This is a genomic window from Massilia scottii, assembly GCF_030846495.1.
Classification (GTDB): domain Bacteria; phylum Pseudomonadota; class Gammaproteobacteria; order Burkholderiales; family Burkholderiaceae_D; genus Telluria_A; species Telluria_A violaceinigra.
In genome coordinates this window covers 23,887-41,670 of the sequence record NZ_JAVCWM010000039.1, presented here as the reverse complement: position 1 = coordinate 41,670, position 17,784 = coordinate 23,887, and the positions used below count along the sequence as shown (strand labels likewise).

Genomic DNA, 17,784 nt, shown 5'->3' with positions numbered 1-17,784 from the left:
AGATTCTACGCGAAAGTTGCCTTTTTGGGTCCAATGATTATTTTTTTGTTACTGTTTCTCCCTAAGCTCGCGATGCTTTTGCTACGGTTTTTTTGAGCTAGAAAGTCAGCATTTTACCGGTGAAAACGGGCGAAATTTTGCTGGTGCGAGTAGATCCAAGAATTCTGTAGCATTTCAGATAGAGGTTGCCGGACTTACGGGTTAAGGACTAACTTGGCAAGCAGTCAATTTATGTCGCGTATAGCCCGCGAAAAAGCGGCATTTTCTCTTGCAAAAAAAACAGTCGGTTTAGATGATCGTTTTAGGCGCCGAATGACATCGAAACTGTGGCTTGACAGTGTACAGATTTTGAACACAACAGTTGACTGAAATTGCGCCACGCTCGGCAGATCAAGGCGGGACACTTTGTTCTCTATCAAGGTGGCGAGGTGTGCTCAGCATGCTTGTTGCCGCTACAATACGCTTCCGCGCAAGGCGCTTAGAAAATCTTGAGGACCCTGGAAAATGTCTACAGACCGCTTAATTTACATCTCTCGTTTGATAGCGTTGACGCTCGGTAGCATCACAGCACTTTCTACATTAGGTGGTTTTGTTCTTGGTTTCCTGCTTCTTCTTCCACAATTTCTCGATGTCGCGACTAGATCAATTGAAGTAAGTTCAGCATGCTGGTTATGGTGGTATTACGCAAAAGAAAAACATCATACCGACGGATTTATTAAGCTTCTGGTGCTTATAGCATTTATATTGATAACAAGCAGCGCGCTTAAAATAAATCTGATATATCTCCTTTGGGTATCAGGGTATGCATTTTCCACCGAGGAAGAAATTAATAGAACTATGCGCGATCATCTTTATATAGGCCCGTTTTTAATTTTATACGCGCTTTTATTATGGGTAGCAATAAAACGCCAAAAGAAATAATCCTCAATGTTTGCGAAGCATTCTTATGATTCGACAGGAACCCAACGTCAAGAGCAGCGGCTGGGGCATTTTTCGCCAAGGCGAAAAAACGGGATGCCCTTCTCAGACTCCGCTCTCGCTCGGTCCCTGCGGGACTGGACGATAAAACCGTCCATCTTTCAGGCCACCACTTGCCGACGTCAAGGACAAGTAAGCCTTGTTAAAAGCCCCTAGACGCCACGATCACCGTCCACCGGCACTTGCACACGTCGACGGCCGTCCACAGGCTTACAAGCCCTCTAGCCATCCCCAAGCATTGGTGTCACCATGCAGCTACGTGCGCCGAACAACTGACACCAATGCGACATGGTGTCAGATCCACGCGCCAGGTACAGCCGCGGCGACACCAATACCCAAAAAATGGTGTCAGCGCCGGCGCCGGCTGGCGCCGATCGCTACACCATCGTGACACCAAAGTTTCGCGGAGGCGAAACTGTTATCCGCAGCAATATCCAACTGCCCTCCCCTTTTCGCCCAGGTGTTTATCTGCGTCGTTGGTCTGCATACAAAAGGCGCGCTCTTTAGAGTGGAGCTATCTGGTGACGTGATCCAACAGGGTGCTAAGCAATGCGCCGGACTACCCGCTAAAACTTTTAACGCGTGTCGCTACACGCTCCGTTACGGGACTACTCCGGACGCAATCAAACCAACTCCCAACAGCTTGGTGTATCACGCCTAAAAAGATTTTGCCCTTCGGGCCGCTTGTGCTTCGGAGGAAAACCGGGCTGCAAATACCCATGGTCAGATGATGCAAAAACGCGAAACTAAATGCTTTTGACAAGCGAAAACGCTTTACAAGAATTTCGCCGCATGCGATAATAGCTTCATGGTGGACGACACGATTCACCTGTAAAAAGTAGTTTAAACGTCAATGCAGAAGGAAATAAATATGAACAATAAGCAGATGTTGGAGTGGGTTGGAAATCTTCCAAAGGTACGTGGCAGTAATTGGAATGCCATCATGTTTGGGGCGATGCGTGAAGAAGTAGTTTCCTTGGTGGAAAAAGCGCAGGCTTTGGAAGCGCAAGCAGAGGCGGCGCGTGCGGATGCGTACACCGCAGCCTTGCGGATCGAGAGCGAGGCGCATCATGTTTGGAGCGCCGAGGAAATCGCAAAGGCTAAATCCCTGTAGTAGTATTGCCCCGGTGCAAGCCGGGGCATAATCTTCACGATCAGAATAGATACAAGGCTGAACAATATGAAAATGAAAATCTTGTCAGTAGCAAACCAGAAATCCACCGGTAAAAGCACTGTTTGCATGCATCTCGCGCATCTTGGTTTGGAAAGTGACCTGCGCGTACTGCTCGTCAGTCTCGACGCCCAAGGCAGTCTCGATCTGGTTTTTCCACAAACCGATGGTGCCGCTCCCGGCCTGTTCGCGTCGCATCTGTTCCAGAATGTCCCGGTCAGCGGCGATCCTGAATATATCAGCGAACGACTCGCAATTTTCCGCGCCGATGAAAGCCTTTTTGAGTTGGACGCCGCACCTGATAGTTACCTCAGGCGCTTGCGCGACAACTTGAAACAGTACGAGAACCAATTCGACCTTTGTATTATTGATACTCCGGGCCGCATTTGTATGCCTCTTAAAGCATCACTCGTCGCCGCAGATGCCGTGCTTTGCCCTGTCACGATGGGTTTGTTTGAGTTGGCTGCACTTTCTGTTTTATGGAAGTTTATCCAAGCCGTAAAACAGAAAGGATTTAATACAGAACTGCGCATTTTAGGAATCTTGCCTAATCGCATTAACACTCGTAGCAAAGTAGAACTGGCGGCATTGGAAGGACTACGCAAGCGCTTTGGCACGGCGATCATGCCGGAAATGCTTGCGGAACGAGTGGCAGTACAACAAACACTGACCCGCCAGCGGCCCGTGTGGTATGCAACCAAAGGAGCAGGACACCAGACCGCCGGTATCGAATGGAAGAATGTTTGCAAAGCTATTTTAACTAAACTTGGAGTTTTATAAATATGAACGCACCAATTAAAAACGCCACGGTCAAACCATCCAAGACCCCTGTGCCGAAGAAAAAATCATCTGTTGAGATGCTGGGCGATGCGGTGGGAGACATGGGCGACTTGATGCAAGAAGGTGACCAGTTTGCCAATGTCCCATTGAAAGCCATCACCATCAAAGTTCAGGTACGTACCGAACTTTATGATGAGGAGAATACAGCCGAGGAGATGAGGGACAGTATTAAGGCTCATGGTGTTATTCAACCTGTCTTGCTTCGCCCAACCCCTAACGGCCCTACTCCGTATGAACTGGTAGCCGGCGAACGTCGATATCGGGGTTCCGTGGATGCAGGTAAAGAAACGATCCCGGCAATCATTCGTGAAATGTCCGACGCTGTTGCTGATGAATTGCAGTATGTCGAAAATGTCCAACGCAAAAATTTACGGTTGATCGAAGACGCGCAAAAAATACAGCGTGAGATAAATGAACTTGGCAGCGTTGCAGCCGTCTTGGCTAAATACAAAAAGGGCAAATCCTGGCTTTCTAAAATCCTGTCAATGCTTACACTGCCGGAGCAAGCTCAACGCGTAGTTGATGAGAAAATCAGTGCTGACCGAGACGTAATTAACAAAGTGAAAGAGGTTGAAAAGGTTAGCAAAGAGAAAGCCAAACACCTTGTCGACAACCTTAAAGCCACACGCGGCAAAGCTGATGCGCGCAAAATGGCGGATAAAGTATTGGAGGAAGTAAAGCCCGCGACGGCTGCTAAAGCCGCAAAAAAAGCAGCTAAACAAGCAGAGGAAGCGGCGAAATCTGCAAAAACCGGAACCGTGGCGACGCCAAAGGATGAGTCCGAAAAAGAGCCCGGAGAAGTAGAAAGTTTCGCGGAGGCGAAACCGGAGCAAGACGAAGCATACTGGCCGTTTCCGGGTTCGGACCAGACCTCCGAAAAAACGGAAACGCCCGCCCCGCGCCACGCAGCACCGCTTTTGCCGCCATCTGAAACACTGAACCGTGCCTATGGGCTGATTAGCGAAAGTGGGACAAACCCTCGCGTTTTCTTAGAAACGCTGGAAAAAGAGGACCGCGCCGATGTTGAAGCATGGTTGAACGACCTGTATGACGCCGGAGCAAAAGCGCCGTCGATCACTGAGGGAGTTGTCAAAGGGTTTCAGAGCGGTACTTTCGCAAAAGACGGATACGGCGCTTTCGCAATGATCGCCTATTTGCAAGGCGCTGAGAAGGCTGTGGCGGCGTTTAGCGCAATAGCTGTACTTGGGATGGTAAAGCCCTAAATAATGCCCTAGCGGCCCTCCAGGCCGCTAGGGAGTGATTTTAACGAAGGAGCCTTAATTATGTCTAACGAGGTCGATGACGATAATATTTTTGTTTGGCTCGTGATTCTTATAATCGCAACTGTTTTTTCGCTCATTGGGCTAAATTTCTCACTGGAAAAAGAGTCAGAGGAAAACTGGAAGAAGGAACAAGCCAGTCTAGCCGGAACATCTACGTTAAAAGACTTGGCATTCAGTTGTACAAAGGCTCGGGTTACATTTCCTTTATCCGAGGTGCAAAAAATGACAGTCGGAGATGCGCGAAATCACAGAGACAAATGCGATAGCATCGTAGCTCAGCAAGTAGATGCAGAAGAACGCGCCAAAACGATTGAAGCACTCACGCGGAAATAATGGAGAACATTATATGAATTTAGAGACTATCCCTTTCTACCTTGTAGTACTCGTAGTAGGGTCATATTTCGGTGGTTGCCTTGTTACTTATGCGCTACTAAGCAGGCGGCATGCTATATCAGACACACGGTTCCTAGCCGTGCAGGAAATCGCTCGCCGGTCTTCCCGAGGAATTCACAAGCGAATTGACGAAAATCGGGAGTTGATGGAACTACTTCAAGAAAAAGCCCCGCATATATTAGACGAATGCTTTTGGATTTACAGCTGGCTACGCTCTCAAGACCACTTTTTAGTAGAGTTAGAAAAGGTTGTCGAGGTGGAGAATGAAGCGCTCAGATACCACTCTAACCGCCCTTATCCCCGTCCCCTGCCGCAGCGGTTTGAAAAAGATAGTTTTGGTGGTGTCAAATCAAACCCGTCCAGCAGCTGAGATTGACGCCAATCAAAAGTAGACACCTTGATGCCAAGACTACGCCCAGGACAGTTACGCGTGACACCAATTGGTGTCACAATTGCAGCCTGGCCACTGGAGTCATGACACCATAGGATAGAACCGCGCTTTTGAAGTGGCAAGGCGCGGTTCGTATTTCAGCACCAAAAATCTAAAGGAACTCTTAGCAATGCCAAAAGTAAAACGGCGTATGTCCTCACCTGAATTTGATGCTTTACGGCCATGGCTAACCGGCCGTATTTCGGAAGATCGGATCAATGCCGCTAGAGCCGTATTGGTGGACAACGCGAAACATCGAGAGGTTGCCGCTATCCATGGCTGGACTCGGCAAGCTGTGAATGACGCTATCAGCGCTGTATGGCGCGCGCACGAGCGGGATCTGGAATCGAAAAAAACAACAGCAAACGCAGGCGCACTTCTTCCCCCCGGATGGGAACTAGTTTCACTAATCGCCCCAAGCTGGATGATTCCCTTGTTTCGCGAAGCGATAGCACGAGGTGACTTTCCAAGCACGGATGCAGCAAGGCAAAAGGATAGCACCCCAACAAAATCCCGCCTCGCTCATCCCACGGCCAACCCGGATACGCCGACCGCAGCAACCAAAACCCGCAAAAGCAAGACCGCTATCCCCTCTTCGTAATTCCCAATGGTGTCAGCATGGTCCCGGCGCCGGCGCCGAACGTGACACCATGGCGTCACGGCCGCCGCGCCGGCAACCCTCGATTGTCACCAGTCCATATCGTATCCAACAGCGCTACACAGCCAGAAGAAAGAGCCCATGGGTTCAACCTTCGCGCACCAGGTTGATCTGATTGACACCAAAAAAAAACCCGATGAGCGCAAAGCGATCATCGGGCACAAGTCAATGCAGCAAAATCAGAAATGATCCTTGCGTGCGGTACGAATTATAGCAAATTACAAGAGCTTGCCTTGCCTATCAACAGCATCGGCTTGCGTTGTGGTGGAATCTTCATCCTCAGGCATCACCACCTGGGCATCACCAAGATCAATCTTTTCATCGAACTCCATAATAGGCACCGGCAACATCTTGTATGCCTGCTCAATCAGTTCATCAACCGGCTTTTCTTGTTCCTGTTCATCTATGGTAATTTCAGCATTAAAATGCGCAAACCGGCTCCCTCGCTCGCCTTGCCATGCAACATGCGCGTTAATAATATATACATTTGTATTGCCCGTTTTAAGGACTTGGACAAATTTACAATCCCGAAGAACTGTGATTGTTGATTGAACGGTGCGCGGAGAAATCCCCATCTGCTTTGCCAGAGCAGCGGCGCTAATGATAACGCCGTTTGTACCTCGATTTAGTCTAGAAACCATGAAGTGCAAGACGCTTAGAGCCATCGGGTGCTTGATGCCAAGCTGCCACATGGCCTGATGCGCCTTTTTATCAGTTTGCACCCATCCTTGGGTTCTGTTGCCGCGAGCATCAGGCAAATCGCCGTCATCGTCCGCGTCAGGAACAGTTACGTTCTTACCAGTTTTAGCCATGGCCTACACCTTGTGTTGGTACATCATAGCGATATTATAGCATGCAAAACGCACCATGGCGCTAGGAAGTTGCGATATCAGCGTAAGGAAATAACGCTAATGTCTATGCTATGCGCACCACCGTGCGTAGTCCAAAGCCGTGAGCGTTCGGAACATACGGCCAACTTGCGTAGTCAGCAGCACCGCAACGGGGAGGAAATGACGCTAATGTCACTTCGACTGCGCAATCTGAGGGGGTACAACCCGCAACCTATCGAGCACAACATCTGCAAAATCCTGTCACCATGCCATAGGAACACCTTTCCCATGGGGGGAAGTAACGCTAATGTCACTTCGACTGCGCAATTTGAGGGGGTACAAACCGCATTTCTGTCACCAATTGCATGACAGCGGGACAGCAATGCGCAAGAGCCTTTGATTTTCCCTAAAGTGCTCAATATAAGAGGTTGCGCTAACTGGTTAAGTGTGGTAGAAAATATTAAAACCTACGCACCGTGGTGCGCAGTACTACGCACCACGGTGCGTAACGCCAAAATCGAAGGGAGCCACGCGGCACTTGGCCTCCTTTCGAATTTCGCAAATCTTTTGCCTTTCTTGGTTGTTCCAACCAATCCGCAAAATCGCGGGGTAAGTCAAATACAAAAAGTGACTGCGCCCAAAGGGCGCACAAGGAAGACTCAACCCCAATATCCAGCTCGCTATGCTCGATGGAGTACGCAAATGCAATAAATGCGGGGCTGGAGCGCCCCGAAAAACTCGGAGGGGGGCGCAGCCCCCCTGCCTACGCGCTACCGCGCTCGCCTCCACCACCCCCGGAGGGCGCTGCGCCCCTCCACGGACTCGCCTTACGGCGATCCGGCTCCCACCTGGCTAAAAAGCGTCTACAAAAAGCAAAATCGCAAATACCGTGCCACTGCATCGTGTAATCCTGTGGACAACGGCTTTATGTTGTCCACAGGCCACTGGCCGCCGCATAGGTCGGGGTTGGGGTTGTTTTTCACGGTTTGTTTTCCTACGGAAAAACAAACCACCCCGCCCAAAAGTTTTCCGCAGGAAAACTGCGGGAGTCAAGCGAGAGCGCGAAGGTGTCCCGTTAACTCTTGCATCAATTGATGTCAGTGGCGACTCATTTCGATGCACAGTTGCAATTTTTTAAACGAAGATGTAAAAAACGCGTCCTCTCGACCTCTGAATCGGCGTTTTGAGGCGTTTTTTTTAGGCGCAGCCTGTGTGGTGGTCAATCTGAGCGTACGTTCAACCTGAGCGGTTCTGATGCGTTTCAGGGGCATTGCGAACTTACAACGGCCGTCACTTGGGAAACTTTGCAATATTTTCATCAGTGGTGGCAGTAGTTAGATGTAAATAAAATAATTTAATAAGATAACGTAATTTAGTAAAGTAATATGGTAGGATAATGCAGTAATCTTACTAATTTATTGCGAGGTGTCAAAATGGGCCGTAAAGCAAAACATACACAAGAGCAGGTTTTTGCCGCAGCAGATGAAATAGCGGCAAGCGGACAAGAAGTGACCGCCACCGTTTTACAAGCCGCGCTGGGCGGCAGCATGACCACAATCTATAAGCACTTGGACGAATGGCTGACTAAACGTGCACAGGAAGACGCACCACTTCCTGTTGAGATGCCTGCAAATGTATTGGCATCGTTTTCCAATGCATGGCAAGTTGCCTCACAGGAAGCATCCAAAGAGGTTGCAGTTATCAGGGAGAAAGCCGATAGCGAGGTCAAGGCGCTTACGAAGCGTGCCGAGGAAGCACGTAAAACCATCGAACGGTTGGAGGTCGAGGCGGAAAAGGATGAAGCACGAATAGAAATGCTTGAACAGCAAGTTTTGGACACAAAAAGAGCCGCAGACCTTGCCGTAACAGAAGCAGAAAAACGCGAGGCTGTTTTGACAGCCACAGTCGAGCAGAAGCAGCAACACATTGAGGAGCTTCAATTGTTGCTGCAACGCAGCCATGATGAACATCAGGTATTTCGTCAGGATAAAGCAGATGAACATTCTAGGCTCACTATCGACTTTATGCGCAGATTAGATGAGCAGACAGAAGCGTTGCGCTTAGCTGGAAGCGAAGTTGTCAACCTTCGCGGGAAACTTGATGAAGCAGTAACCCAGCTAGCTAGCGCTCGGGACGAAACGCACACGGTAACAGCCACGATTAGCAACCTGCAAGGCAGGTTGAAAGATTCATTAGAAGCGCTTGCTACGGCAAACGAAAAAGCAACAGACGCCGTGGCTCAAATTTCAAATCTTTCAGGAAAGTGTGAGGCGCTGCGCGCCCAGGTACAGGAACAAAGCAAACTTCTACAGAGTTTCGCGGAGGCGAAACAGAAAACGATTACACCGGGAAAGCCTAAAACCAAACCAAAACCACCCACTGATAACACACCAGAGGCGGAAAAATGAGCATTGACGGCAGCGAAATTTCAAACGGGCACCGAGATAAAAAGACTGCGGCGCTTCCAGTCATTATTCCGGATGGCGCAATTGAGGTGTTGAAATGGCTTGGTCTTGTCCTTATGACCGGCGATCATATCAATAAGTACCTGCTTTCCGAGGCGCAGCCGTGGCTTTTTGCTTTTGGCCGTTTGACTTTACCTATCTTTTGTTTTGTGCTTGCATATAACCTCGCTCGTCCTGGCATCTTAGAAAGTGGGGTATACCGTCGCCTATTGCGCCGATTAGGGTTTTTTGCAATTTTGGCAACGGTTCCGTACATTGCATTAGGTAACTTAACGCCCGGAGCAATTTTGTTCGGATGGTGGCCGCTAAATATACTAGCAACACTAGCGATAGCGGTGCTATGCATTTTCTTTCTCCATCGCAATCACTCGATAGATAAGATTCTATTCACCATTGTATTTTTAATTGGAGGTGCTGTTGTCGAATTTTGGTGGCTCGCGATCACAAGCTGTATTGGCGCTTGGTTATATTGCCGAAGTTCCAGCTTAACCGGATTGTTTTTGTGGGTCGGTTCGACGTTATTACTCGGATTAATCAATAACAATTGGTGGGCGATTATAGCTCTGCCTATTATCTTTATGGCGAGATATATAACCGTTCCTGTTCCTCGGGCCAAGTGGATTTTTTATATTTATTATCCGGGTCATCTGATGATAATTTGGGCGCTTATTAAATTCCATTAACCCATCAAAGGCAACATCAAAGGCAGCAGCTGGGGCATTTTTCGCCAAGGCGAAAAAACGGGACGCCCTTCTCAGACTCCGCTCTCGCTCGGTCCCTGCGGGACTGGACGATAAAACCGTCCATCTTTCAGGCCACCACTTGCCAACGTCAAGGACAAGCAAGCCTTGTTAAAAGCCCCTAGGCGCTACGATCACCGTCCACCAGCACTTGCACAAGTCGGCGTCCGTCCGCAGGCTTACAAGCCCTCTACGCCATCCCGTGCATTGGTGTCACCCTGCAGCTGCACGCGCGGAACAACTGACACCAATGCGCCATGGTGTCAGATCCACCCACCAGGTACGGCCGCAGCGACACCAAAGTACAGTGGTGTCAAATTCGCACACCAGGTGCGACCGCGGCGACACCACTAACGGGAAATGGTGTCAGCGCCGGCGCCGGCCGGCGCCGATCGCTACACCAACCTGACACCAAAGTTTCGCGGAGGCGAAACTTTGCCAGCAACAATCCACCATCTACATACCTCTCGCCTGGCCTACGCCAGCGCCGGTAGTCTGCATGCAAAAGGCGCGCTCTTTAGAGTGGGGCCGTGTGCCAACGTGATCCAGCAGGGTGCTAACCGATGCGCCGGACTACCCGCTAAAACTTTTAACTCGTGTCGCTACATGCTCCGTTACGGGACTACTCCGGACGCAATTACACCAACTCCCAACAGCTTGGTGTATCACGCCTAAAAAGATTTTGCCCTTCGGGCCGCTTGTGCTTCGGAGGAAAACCGGACCGCAAATACCCATGGCCGGATGATATAAAAAGCAAAACTAAATGTGTTTGACAAGCGAAAACGCTTTACAAAAATTCCGGTACATGCGATAATAGCTTCATGGTGGACGACACGATTCACCTGTAAAAAGTAGTTTAAACGTCAATGCTTCGGAGTGAAAATGAATCAAATAACTGTGCGGCGCAATTCCCTCAAGATCATTCGTGCGATGTTATCTAAGTGCGAACTTATCACATGCTTAAAATACGATGACCACGACACAAATACCGATAAGGGTGGCGTTAGTGTGGATGCCGTCATGGCTGCGGGCGATTCCCTTGGTTTCGACCGAGTATATAAAAGTGTGGACGAGTCAGGCGAGTTAAAAAGGATCGTCGTATCAATCAGTCGTCATCATAGTTACACGGGTTATGCGACGAAAGCCGACGCCAAGGAACTTTTAACTTCCGAAGCCTTCGCAAAATATTTCCCGATTGACGCAGAAATAGAACGTCAGGCGCAGGAGGTTGAGCGCCGGATTGAACGTGCGGCCCACCAAGAGGCGTTAGCCGCTGCTGCTGCAACTCTAGTCACCAAAACCACTCCGGAAGCCTTCTACAAGGGGCAAAGGATCATAGCTACCTTCGCGAGCCTCAACAAGAATGGCGACCTTTCAGAATATGTTATGGAGTGCGCGAAGCCTAAAGTCAAAGGTTCGTTCTGGGATCGAACGAGGTACGTTGAAACAAAGAATTGGGATATTAATACTTGTCAAGTTGGCCAAGTCGTAAATATGTCAACTTCTGAGTATGATAATTTTTCTAGAAATCTTATGGCTCCGCTACCAGAAGCATTTGAGGGTTTTACGGGTGGGACTGTGACGGATTACCACCCAGGGCGCGAGATCAAGGATGTGTACGAATTGACCGACGATGAACGCGCACTTTGGATTGCACATAGCTATTCCGTCGTCGCTGTAGTAACTGCGCCGGATCGACGCCCATTTGTGGTTAATCCACAGGGATATAACTACGCTCGATATGCGGGGTTGTCGCCAAAATCTTTGCATACGCCAGCAGGAGATTAGTCGGTTTCGCGGCGACGTTGGTTGACGCCGCCGCGAGAAAACCAGTGTCAGCAATCCAAAAAATGCGAAATCAGAGACAAGCATAAATGCTTGTCTAAGGGCTTGCAAAAACATACCACAGCCAATACCGGCGATATTGACGAAGTGTAGGGCTTTCCGCCTCCATCTATTTTTTGGGAATACCATGGCCACGTTTAATCTTCCAGACCCACGGGACATGCAGGACACAATTGCTGATTGTTTGGATATTGTGCATGTCGGTGAAGACCGCAGGAGTAAAGTAATCACCGAAGCTTTATGTCCAGTGTCGATGCTTATGGACGCGGCACGAATCGCGAGTATGCAGGGACAAGAGGTGCAAGCGGTGTTTGACTATTTTCTTCGGTCTTTATATGCGCAGGTCGAATCTAGCGCAAGAGAAAGGCACCTTTCCGGGCTCGTTAGCAAACTCATAGAATACAAGAACATGCATTAAGTTTCGCGTCCGCGAAACTTTAAAGAACTGGATATAAGAATGAACGAAGGAAATATTTCTAAATTACGCGAGCTTAGTAAAAAGCTCGCGCCATTAATCGAAAGCCACGCAGAGAGATTGGCTAAATTGACCACGGAGATGGCGGCACTGGAAAAAGAAGGATTGATATATGCGTCATCGACTCTACGTGACGGTAAATATTTTTACCTTGTGTATCCATCGAAAAAGATGGAGAAGCGCAAGCGTGAGTATGTTGGGACCGATCCGGAGAAAATCGCGAATGCTTTAGCTGGGATAGCGCGAGCGCGACAATATGAAATACTTAAAGCAGAGCATCAGCAACGCGATGCATTTCTAGCGGATCGCCATCGTACACTATCATACCTGCTGGACGAATTAGGGCGGGGAAATAGATAGTGGTTTCAAGGTGACTCCACCAAGTGGCCGACTTTGTCACCAAGCACACAAAGTCGGCCATTTTAGCATCAACGGTAAAGTTTAATCACGGGCTTATTACTTTGGGTTGTCCAAGTAATATAACAGCCACCGCAGATCATCTAGCTGATCCCGCATAGCCTTAATCGGGTCGGCTGTCGCAGCATGAAATGCCAGTTCGGCTTGGCAATACCCATCTTGCACCCGCCCATACGTATGAACGCAATCTTCAAGCGCTTTATAAGAGGCTACAGACTTCGGAACCTCCGCGAGATAGATCGGATTTAGGTAAGCGATCTTAGCGTTAATCTCGTCTCTTGTCAGAGGCGTGGCCGGGGCAGACGGCTCAACCGGGGGTGGGGTTTCGATAATAGGGTCAGCAAAATTATCAGCGACGCTGCCGTTCCACGTTTCCGTTACAGAATCCCCGTTCTCTGTCCACCATACCCGTTGTGTTGGAATACCCTCGACAGTTACAGTGACCGCACCAGACATTTTGCAAGTGGGTGGGTAGCCCGGTTCACCTGGGACGTAGTAATCAGGGTGGCAATAGTTCTTAGACGCGAACTTATGATCCGCGTAGCTGGTCGCCGGTTTACTCGGCTCACTCCCGCTCTTGCTAAAGTCGCATCCGGGAAATGGCTTTCCTTTAGCCAGATCCTTAAACAGCTTTTTCATCGGCGGGACGCATTCAGCAACCTTCATGGGCCCGCCCGGATTCGCCATACACAATAAAACTGTGCAGCCATGATCGCTTGCTTGAGCTATTGCATTTAAAGACCACAGCGCTACAACGAGCGCCAATTTTTTGACCATATACCCTCCATAAATAATTCTAACTATTTTAGTACAAAAAACGCCAACGTCGCACCCAAAATTATTCCGACAACAAGGGCGCCAGGAACTAGCCACCAAAGCGCGTCAACGGGCCTCTTAGCGGCTATCAAGGGCGCCGGAGGGGGGGGCGTAAGCACTGGAGGCGTTTCGGGCGCCTTGAGCCGCTCCATGGCATCCAGCGTGGCTTTCATTTCGTTAGTGCGCTGCATGAACTTTGCCAAAGCTTCATTTGCAACCTGCACGAAATCATCAACCGCCTCAGTCGTGATCTTTTGGAAGCGACTAGCCGTTGCTTCAATATCCGTCGGAATTTTCGCCAGCCGATCAGACAGTCCATCAAGTTCTTCAAAAGCCGCCGAAAAAAGAGCAGCGTTTAATCTCTCATCGCTATCCAGGTTGTCTTTCAGGAGCGCACCGGCCAACAGCGTGCTTTTCTTTTTCGACGTAGCCATGACGTTTTACCCTTTGTTGAATAATGCAGCGAACACATCATCCAAATTTTGTGTAGCAGATATCGCCCTGCGCTTATTAGCGATCATCGCAAGACAAAGTTTTTGCTCTTTGTCATTTTTTGCATCTTTCAACTTTACGCGGTAGTCTGTTGTGTCGCAGTTCAATTCATGCAAACTTATTTCCAGTTTGTTTAGTTCGGCGTACACAGGATTTTCGTAGATAACAGCATCTTTACTTGCGGAAAACTTTCCATCATTTGCCAGTTTAAATATCTGGCCGTAAGTCTCGTGTAAGTCGGCGTCCTTGGGGAAGCGGTTGAACACCATCTTGATTTTCTCTGTTGGAACACCGAGCCCTGCAAGCAGTAAAGCGGTTTTTACAGACTCTTCGATAATTTTACGGTCCTTCACAAGTGGGATTAAAAAACAGTCGAAGTCTTCGTGACTACCATCGAGTTCCTGCATTTCCTTCAATACACCTTCAATATTCGATGCGCCAATATCGATGATTGCAGAGTCAGTGACCATAATTGAATCCACCAGCGATCCGTAGGAACTTGACCGCATAGACTTGATAGATGCCGATTTCAATTTGATACCGGTATTCATTGACTCAATTTCAAATAGCTCTGCACCAGGGATGCGAGGGTAAAGGAGGTTTTTAGCAATGGTGGTTTTGCCGACGTTTCCAGAAATGTTAATAGTAGCAACGCGCATAATTCAATCCTTTATGTAGATTAGATGTTGTCAAGGTCAAGCGACTCATTCAGTAGTTTATTCATGTCGTTCAATGACATTTTAGACCGCTTTGATTTCTCATTTAATGGTGGTCTTTCCTTCTCGGGGTTAGCCTTAGTTTCTTTCTCAACTTTCGCGATTTCGGGCGGGAGAGCTGTAGTTACTGGTTGTTGTACGGGTTCAGCTAAGGTGAGTTTTTTTTGAGCAGCTTTTCTTGCGCGAGATAGAAGTTGCCGAAAATTCTTGAGAGATATCGTGATCCCATCTTTTTCATTTAAATCGGAAACTATCGAAGTCTGACTTTCCCCTTCATACATTCGTTGTTCAAATTCCGAGAGTCGCTTACGAATGATCCCGGAAACTGTGACTGATCGAGAGTTGTTCACATGAGCCTTCCTTGGTGTGATGTGTCGATATGTTGTAGATGATACCTTATTTCAAGATCGTTTTGTCGATTTTCTGTGAGTTTTTTGTCGATGGCGTGTAATAGGAGTATAATTATCGACAGTTGATCTACAAAAAGACGACAAACTACAGATGAGAGATAAAGGATGGGTAGAGAGTATAATTTCTAGTGCAGGATAGGCTGACGGCGCCATTTGTCCGGACAAATAATTCACGCTTGACGACGTGGTGGGTTTGCTGCACGGCATCAAATAAACGGTATAAACGATTTATACCGTTTTTGGAAAAGCGGCTCTCCCTGGCGGTCGCGACACAACAAAAGGCGGAACGCGGATGGCACGAGACAAAAGCAATATGATGTGGGTTGATGGCATTTCGCCAGAAACTAAAGAGCAGCTAAAGGCGCTCGCTTTAAAAAGATTCGGAAAGGCCAATGCTTCATTGATGGTACGTCATCTGATTGCCGAGAGTATTAATAGAGATAAGGAAGTCGATATTAATAAGATTGATCTCTCGGTAAAAACCACGCGTGTTCATCTGCGATTTCCTGCTTCTGTACTGGAAGAGCTTGAGCGTCGTAGCGAGCAACGATTGTCATCTAGAAACTACTTTATTGGAACACTGGTCTATAAGGCACTAAGTAAGCCCCAACTGTTAGGCGATGAAATTGAGGTGCTACGCCGCTCAAATTACGAACTAACAAAGATCGGAACAAATCTGAATCAGGTTGCTAAAGCTTTCAATCTGCTAGTACTTGGTGGTGGTGGTGGCAAGTTACCGGAGATTGGCAAAAAAATTGCTGCGGTGAGGACGGAGATTCGTGCACATACTTCGCGTGTTTTAGGAATTCTTGAAACGCGTAGTTCCGTTTTGGAAGCTTCTCAAAACGCAAGGGCTCGAAAGCGGCCTACTAAGAAAAAATATTAATCGATGTATCGGTTCCAGTTTCGCGGAGGCGAAACTTTTATTTGTTTTTATATGGTTGAATTTATATAAGGAGTATGGAATGTTGGAAAATATTTGGGCTTTCGCATGCGTTATCGTTGCAATTCTTTTCTGTCTCAAAGCTGCATATAGATCGGTTGAAAATCCAGTAGGCAAGCGATCTGACGATGATATTTATGGTGTAGTTCAAGATCAAGCAATAGCTGGCAGTGCTCTTGGGATGGCATCGTTTTTTACTTTCAGTTCTCTTTGGGTGCCTTTGTATCATTGGTATGTTTCTGTTGTGCCTGATCCATCATCTTCGCTTCACGTTTTTACAACATTGATACTCACGTTTCTTACGTGGTTTGCATGCATGGTCGCCACTCTCGTCGGACTTGGATTAGCGTTTCAATTTCTTCTTTCCAGTTTCTTAAATAGGCATCGAGGCTAATTTGAAGTAAACATTGCCGCTCATCCCAGTTAACAGCTTGTGATTATATATTTGATAGGACTAGATATGGAAAAAACTGATACATTTGCTCTCCAGATGAGTGCTGCGTTAGAAGCGCCAAACAAATTCAAACGTTTTAAGCGTAGAAGGAAAGTTTTTGCAATGGCGATTACGTACCTGCTTTTAATCGGCGCGGCAATGATGGCACCGGCAGACGTGCGTTGGGGCATTGTTGCTGCTGTGACGGTCGCCTTTGGATTAAGTTATATAGATCGGAACGAGCCGATATATCTTGACGATAATACGCTGTTAAAAATATCGGCTATTAATTTTGATTCAAAAGATGCATTAGATCGCTTTTCCTCGCAGCTTCTGATGAATGGTTCGGTAACACTCGACGATGCAGAACAGCTTGCAGAGTCCGAAAAAAAAGCTCGACTTTTGGCTGGGAAACGAACTGGCCCAGGCGCACGCGCTATCCTAACTAAAGGTAGTTCTACTTTGGCAGCATCGGCGGAATTGGTAGCACTGCAATCCGAGCACGCCCGGATATATTCACGCATTGCCGAGCTACGTGCTTTGTCAACGTCACCGTAAAGAAATCGGAGCTAAAAATGAGCAAAGTTTTCTGGCATCTCAATATTTCAATTTGCTTGTGCCTTATTCCGTTAATTACTCACGCGGAAAATCATTCATCTGAGGGGCGGTTTCATTTGACCTCTACAGCTCATACACCATATTTCAAGAAGGCGAAACGGGTAAAGATTAGAAGGGTAAAAATTGATGAGGGGTCACACGGCAAGGAAAATGAAGTCGTTGCTTTTGCTGTCTTGACCTTTGGCGATAGATCAAAAGCGTATTGCACCTATTTAATGCGATATCCAGCGGAATCTGATGATGGGGGCAGATTTAAGATAGAACCTGATAGAGAGCGTTGCAAGACGAGGACTTTTAGTTGGTAAATCTCATGGTGTCACGATCGCTGCCAGCCAGTAGTGATCGTGACACCATTACTTTTTACAGGCCCCGATTGGTGTCAGTGTTGGTCAGCCAGGTGGCGCGATATGTCACCAGTGGGAGTGTTGGTGTCACGCGCCGCGCATCGAGCAGCTGAGAGTTACACCAATCTGAGGTTGCGACCTTATTGTCGCTGTCTGCATGCATAAGACCGCTGCTAAGGCGTTTGGTGTCACGTGAGTGTCGGTGCCGACGCCGGCCAGCGTCAGCGTTGACACCATCGAAGGACGTCCTCACGTACGTGAGCCTTGTTGCAATGGTGCAAATTTGTGCCAACCTGGCCGTGCAGGATGACGCCACGAAAAGGCAGGTGTGATTTCCCGTCTAGCTAATGCGCTGATTCCGCGATTTTTCCGAGAACCTGAGCACGCCTGGCGCAAGGCCACGACATCGACACCTTGATGCTGATCCTCGGCCACGGCGATATCAACGCCTGCAAGCCGTATTTAGAGGTGTCGAAAACAAAGCTAA

Annotated in this window: 20 protein-coding genes; 15 read left to right on the top strand and 5 right to left on the bottom strand. The window is 48.3% G+C overall.

The genetic code is table 11. The features are described 5' to 3' along the window. The first annotated feature begins 504 nt into the window (after nucleotides 1-504). The 7 genes from RBA41_RS31395 (at nucleotide 505) to RBA41_RS31365 (ending at nucleotide 5,696) form a co-directional block, all read left to right on the top strand. Nucleotides 505-921, top strand: coding sequence for a hypothetical protein (locus RBA41_RS31395; RefSeq protein WP_306628281.1), 417 nt, complete (start codon nucleotides 505-507; stop codon nucleotides 919-921). Nucleotides 922-1,849: 928 nt separating this feature from the next. Then, nucleotides 1,850-2,092, top strand: coding sequence for a stable inheritance protein KleA (kleA, locus tag RBA41_RS31390; RefSeq protein WP_306628280.1), 243 nt, complete (start codon nucleotides 1,850-1,852; stop codon nucleotides 2,090-2,092). A gap of 66 nt (nucleotides 2,093-2,158) precedes the next feature. After that, nucleotides 2,159-2,929, top strand: a complete 771-nt coding sequence (locus tag RBA41_RS31385) for a ParA family protein (RefSeq protein WP_306628279.1) — start codon at nucleotides 2,159-2,161, stop codon at nucleotides 2,927-2,929. Between the two features lie 2 nt (nucleotides 2,930-2,931). Then, nucleotides 2,932-4,212, top strand: a complete 1,281-nt coding sequence (locus RBA41_RS31380; RefSeq protein WP_306628278.1) for a ParB/RepB/Spo0J family partition protein — start codon at nucleotides 2,932-2,934, stop codon at nucleotides 4,210-4,212. Between the two features lie 60 nt (nucleotides 4,213-4,272). Then, a complete protein-coding gene (locus RBA41_RS31375; RefSeq protein WP_306628277.1) occupies nucleotides 4,273-4,605 on the top strand; it encodes a hypothetical protein in 333 nt (110 codons plus the stop codon). Nucleotides 4,606-4,810: 205 nt separating this feature from the next. After that, nucleotides 4,811-5,035: a hypothetical protein gene (locus RBA41_RS31370; RefSeq protein ID WP_306628276.1), complete on the top strand. Its 225-nt coding sequence runs from the start codon at nucleotides 4,811-4,813 to the stop codon at nucleotides 5,033-5,035. Nucleotides 5,036-5,225: 190 nt separating this feature from the next. Beyond that, entirely contained in the window at nucleotides 5,226-5,696 is a 471-nt protein-coding gene (locus RBA41_RS31365) for a TrfB-related DNA-binding protein (RefSeq protein WP_306628275.1), read from the top strand. Nucleotides 5,697-5,971: 275 nt separating this feature from the next. On the opposite strand, the gene RBA41_RS31360 is transcribed toward RBA41_RS31365, so the two are convergent. Next, entirely contained in the window at nucleotides 5,972-6,565 is a 594-nt protein-coding gene (locus RBA41_RS31360) for a replication/maintenance protein RepL (protein WP_306628274.1), read from the bottom strand. Nucleotides 6,566-8,016: 1,451 nt separating this feature from the next. On the opposite strand from RBA41_RS31360, the gene RBA41_RS31355 reads away from it, so the two are divergent. The 4 genes from RBA41_RS31355 to RBA41_RS31340 all read left to right on the top strand — a co-directional run bounded on the left by RBA41_RS31355 (nucleotide 8,017) and on the right by RBA41_RS31340 (nucleotide 12,468). Then, a complete protein-coding gene (locus RBA41_RS31355; protein ID WP_306628273.1) occupies nucleotides 8,017-8,991 on the top strand; it encodes a DNA-binding protein in 975 nt (324 codons plus the stop codon). After that, complete coding sequence (locus tag RBA41_RS31350) at nucleotides 8,988-9,731, top strand: TraX family protein (RefSeq protein ID WP_306628272.1); 744 nt, start codon at nucleotides 8,988-8,990, stop codon at nucleotides 9,729-9,731. Before RBA41_RS31355 ends, RBA41_RS31350 begins: the two co-directional genes overlap by 4 nt. Nucleotides 9,732-10,670: 939 nt before the next feature. Then, nucleotides 10,671-11,576, top strand: coding sequence for a hypothetical protein (locus RBA41_RS31345; RefSeq protein WP_306628271.1), 906 nt, complete (start codon nucleotides 10,671-10,673; stop codon nucleotides 11,574-11,576). A 514-nt stretch (nucleotides 11,577-12,090) separates the two neighbouring features. Next, complete coding sequence (locus RBA41_RS31340; protein ID WP_306628270.1) at nucleotides 12,091-12,468, top strand: hypothetical protein; 378 nt, start codon at nucleotides 12,091-12,093, stop codon at nucleotides 12,466-12,468. Between the two features lie 96 nt (nucleotides 12,469-12,564). On the opposite strand, the gene RBA41_RS31335 is transcribed toward RBA41_RS31340, so the two are convergent. From RBA41_RS31335 to RBA41_RS31320, 4 genes are read right to left on the bottom strand one after another with little or no spacing between them, the layout of a single operon-like run. Next, nucleotides 12,565-13,302, bottom strand: coding sequence for a hypothetical protein (locus RBA41_RS31335; RefSeq protein ID WP_306628269.1), 738 nt, complete (start codon nucleotides 13,300-13,302; stop codon nucleotides 12,565-12,567). A 23-nt stretch (nucleotides 13,303-13,325) separates the two neighbouring features. Then, on the bottom strand, nucleotides 13,326-13,775 hold the full coding sequence (locus tag RBA41_RS31330; protein ID WP_306628268.1) for a hypothetical protein: 450 nt from the start codon (nucleotides 13,773-13,775) through the stop codon (nucleotides 13,326-13,328). Between the two features lie 6 nt (nucleotides 13,776-13,781). Then, complete coding sequence (gene stbB, locus RBA41_RS31325) at nucleotides 13,782-14,492, bottom strand: StbB family protein (RefSeq protein ID WP_306628267.1); 711 nt, start codon at nucleotides 14,490-14,492, stop codon at nucleotides 13,782-13,784. A 20-nt stretch (nucleotides 14,493-14,512) separates the two neighbouring features. Next, nucleotides 14,513-14,899 (bottom strand): hypothetical protein, encoded by a 387-nt coding sequence (locus tag RBA41_RS31320; protein WP_306628266.1) that lies wholly within the window; start codon nucleotides 14,897-14,899, stop codon nucleotides 14,513-14,515. Nucleotides 14,900-15,251: 352 nt separating this feature from the next. Here RBA41_RS31320 and mobC point away from each other — a divergent pair, with 352 nt between their 5' ends. From mobC to RBA41_RS31300, 4 genes are all read left to right on the top strand, one after another. Next, nucleotides 15,252-15,845: a plasmid mobilization relaxosome protein MobC gene (gene mobC, locus RBA41_RS31315; RefSeq protein WP_306628265.1), complete on the top strand. Its 594-nt coding sequence runs from the start codon at nucleotides 15,252-15,254 to the stop codon at nucleotides 15,843-15,845. 79 nt (nucleotides 15,846-15,924) lie between these two features. Then, complete coding sequence (locus tag RBA41_RS31310; RefSeq protein ID WP_306628264.1) at nucleotides 15,925-16,296, top strand: hypothetical protein; 372 nt, start codon at nucleotides 15,925-15,927, stop codon at nucleotides 16,294-16,296. A gap of 66 nt (nucleotides 16,297-16,362) precedes the next feature. Then, a complete protein-coding gene (locus tag RBA41_RS31305; RefSeq protein WP_306628263.1) occupies nucleotides 16,363-16,893 on the top strand; it encodes a hypothetical protein in 531 nt (176 codons plus the stop codon). Between the two features lie 17 nt (nucleotides 16,894-16,910). Beyond that, complete coding sequence (locus tag RBA41_RS31300) at nucleotides 16,911-17,258, top strand: hypothetical protein (protein ID WP_306628262.1); 348 nt, start codon at nucleotides 16,911-16,913, stop codon at nucleotides 17,256-17,258. Nucleotides 17,259-17,784: the final 526 nt, after the last annotated feature.

Excerpts from the sequence above, each read along its gene's own strand:
- RBA41_RS31355 (WP_306628273.1), top strand. The coding sequence starts at position 8,017 with ATGGGCCGTAAAGCAAAACATACACAAGAGCAGGTTTTTGCCGCAGCA.
- RBA41_RS31395 (WP_306628281.1), top strand. The coding sequence starts at position 505 with ATGTCTACAGACCGCTTAATTTACATCTCTCGTTTGATAGCGTTGACG.
- RBA41_RS31305 (WP_306628263.1), top strand. The coding sequence starts at position 16,363 with ATGGAAAAAACTGATACATTTGCTCTCCAGATGAGTGCTGCGTTAGAA.
- RBA41_RS31300 (WP_306628262.1), top strand. The coding sequence starts at position 16,911 with ATGAGCAAAGTTTTCTGGCATCTCAATATTTCAATTTGCTTGTGCCTT.
- RBA41_RS31360 (WP_306628274.1), bottom strand. The coding sequence starts at position 6,565 with ATGGCTAAAACTGGTAAGAACGTAACTGTTCCTGACGCGGACGATGAC.
- RBA41_RS31330 (WP_306628268.1), bottom strand. The coding sequence starts at position 13,775 with ATGGCTACGTCGAAAAAGAAAAGCACGCTGTTGGCCGGTGCGCTCCTG.
- RBA41_RS31375 (WP_306628277.1), top strand. The coding sequence starts at position 4,273 with ATGTCTAACGAGGTCGATGACGATAATATTTTTGTTTGGCTCGTGATT.
- RBA41_RS31380 (WP_306628278.1), top strand. The coding sequence starts at position 2,932 with ATGAACGCACCAATTAAAAACGCCACGGTCAAACCATCCAAGACCCCT.
- RBA41_RS31340 (WP_306628270.1), top strand. The coding sequence starts at position 12,091 with ATGAACGAAGGAAATATTTCTAAATTACGCGAGCTTAGTAAAAAGCTC.
- kleA (WP_306628280.1), top strand. The coding sequence starts at position 1,850 with ATGAACAATAAGCAGATGTTGGAGTGGGTTGGAAATCTTCCAAAGGTA.
- RBA41_RS31350 (WP_306628272.1), top strand. The coding sequence starts at position 8,988 with ATGAGCATTGACGGCAGCGAAATTTCAAACGGGCACCGAGATAAAAAG.
- RBA41_RS31385 (WP_306628279.1), top strand. The coding sequence starts at position 2,159 with ATGAAAATGAAAATCTTGTCAGTAGCAAACCAGAAATCCACCGGTAAA.
- RBA41_RS31310 (WP_306628264.1), top strand. The coding sequence starts at position 15,925 with ATGTTGGAAAATATTTGGGCTTTCGCATGCGTTATCGTTGCAATTCTT.
- RBA41_RS31370 (WP_306628276.1), top strand. The coding sequence starts at position 4,811 with ATGGAACTACTTCAAGAAAAAGCCCCGCATATATTAGACGAATGCTTT.
- RBA41_RS31335 (WP_306628269.1), bottom strand. The coding sequence starts at position 13,302 with ATGGTCAAAAAATTGGCGCTCGTTGTAGCGCTGTGGTCTTTAAATGCA.
- mobC (WP_306628265.1), top strand. The coding sequence starts at position 15,252 with ATGGCACGAGACAAAAGCAATATGATGTGGGTTGATGGCATTTCGCCA.
- RBA41_RS31365 (WP_306628275.1), top strand. The coding sequence starts at position 5,226 with ATGCCAAAAGTAAAACGGCGTATGTCCTCACCTGAATTTGATGCTTTA.
- RBA41_RS31345 (WP_306628271.1), top strand. The coding sequence starts at position 10,671 with ATGAATCAAATAACTGTGCGGCGCAATTCCCTCAAGATCATTCGTGCG.
- stbB (WP_306628267.1), bottom strand. The coding sequence starts at position 14,492 with ATGCGCGTTGCTACTATTAACATTTCTGGAAACGTCGGCAAAACCACC.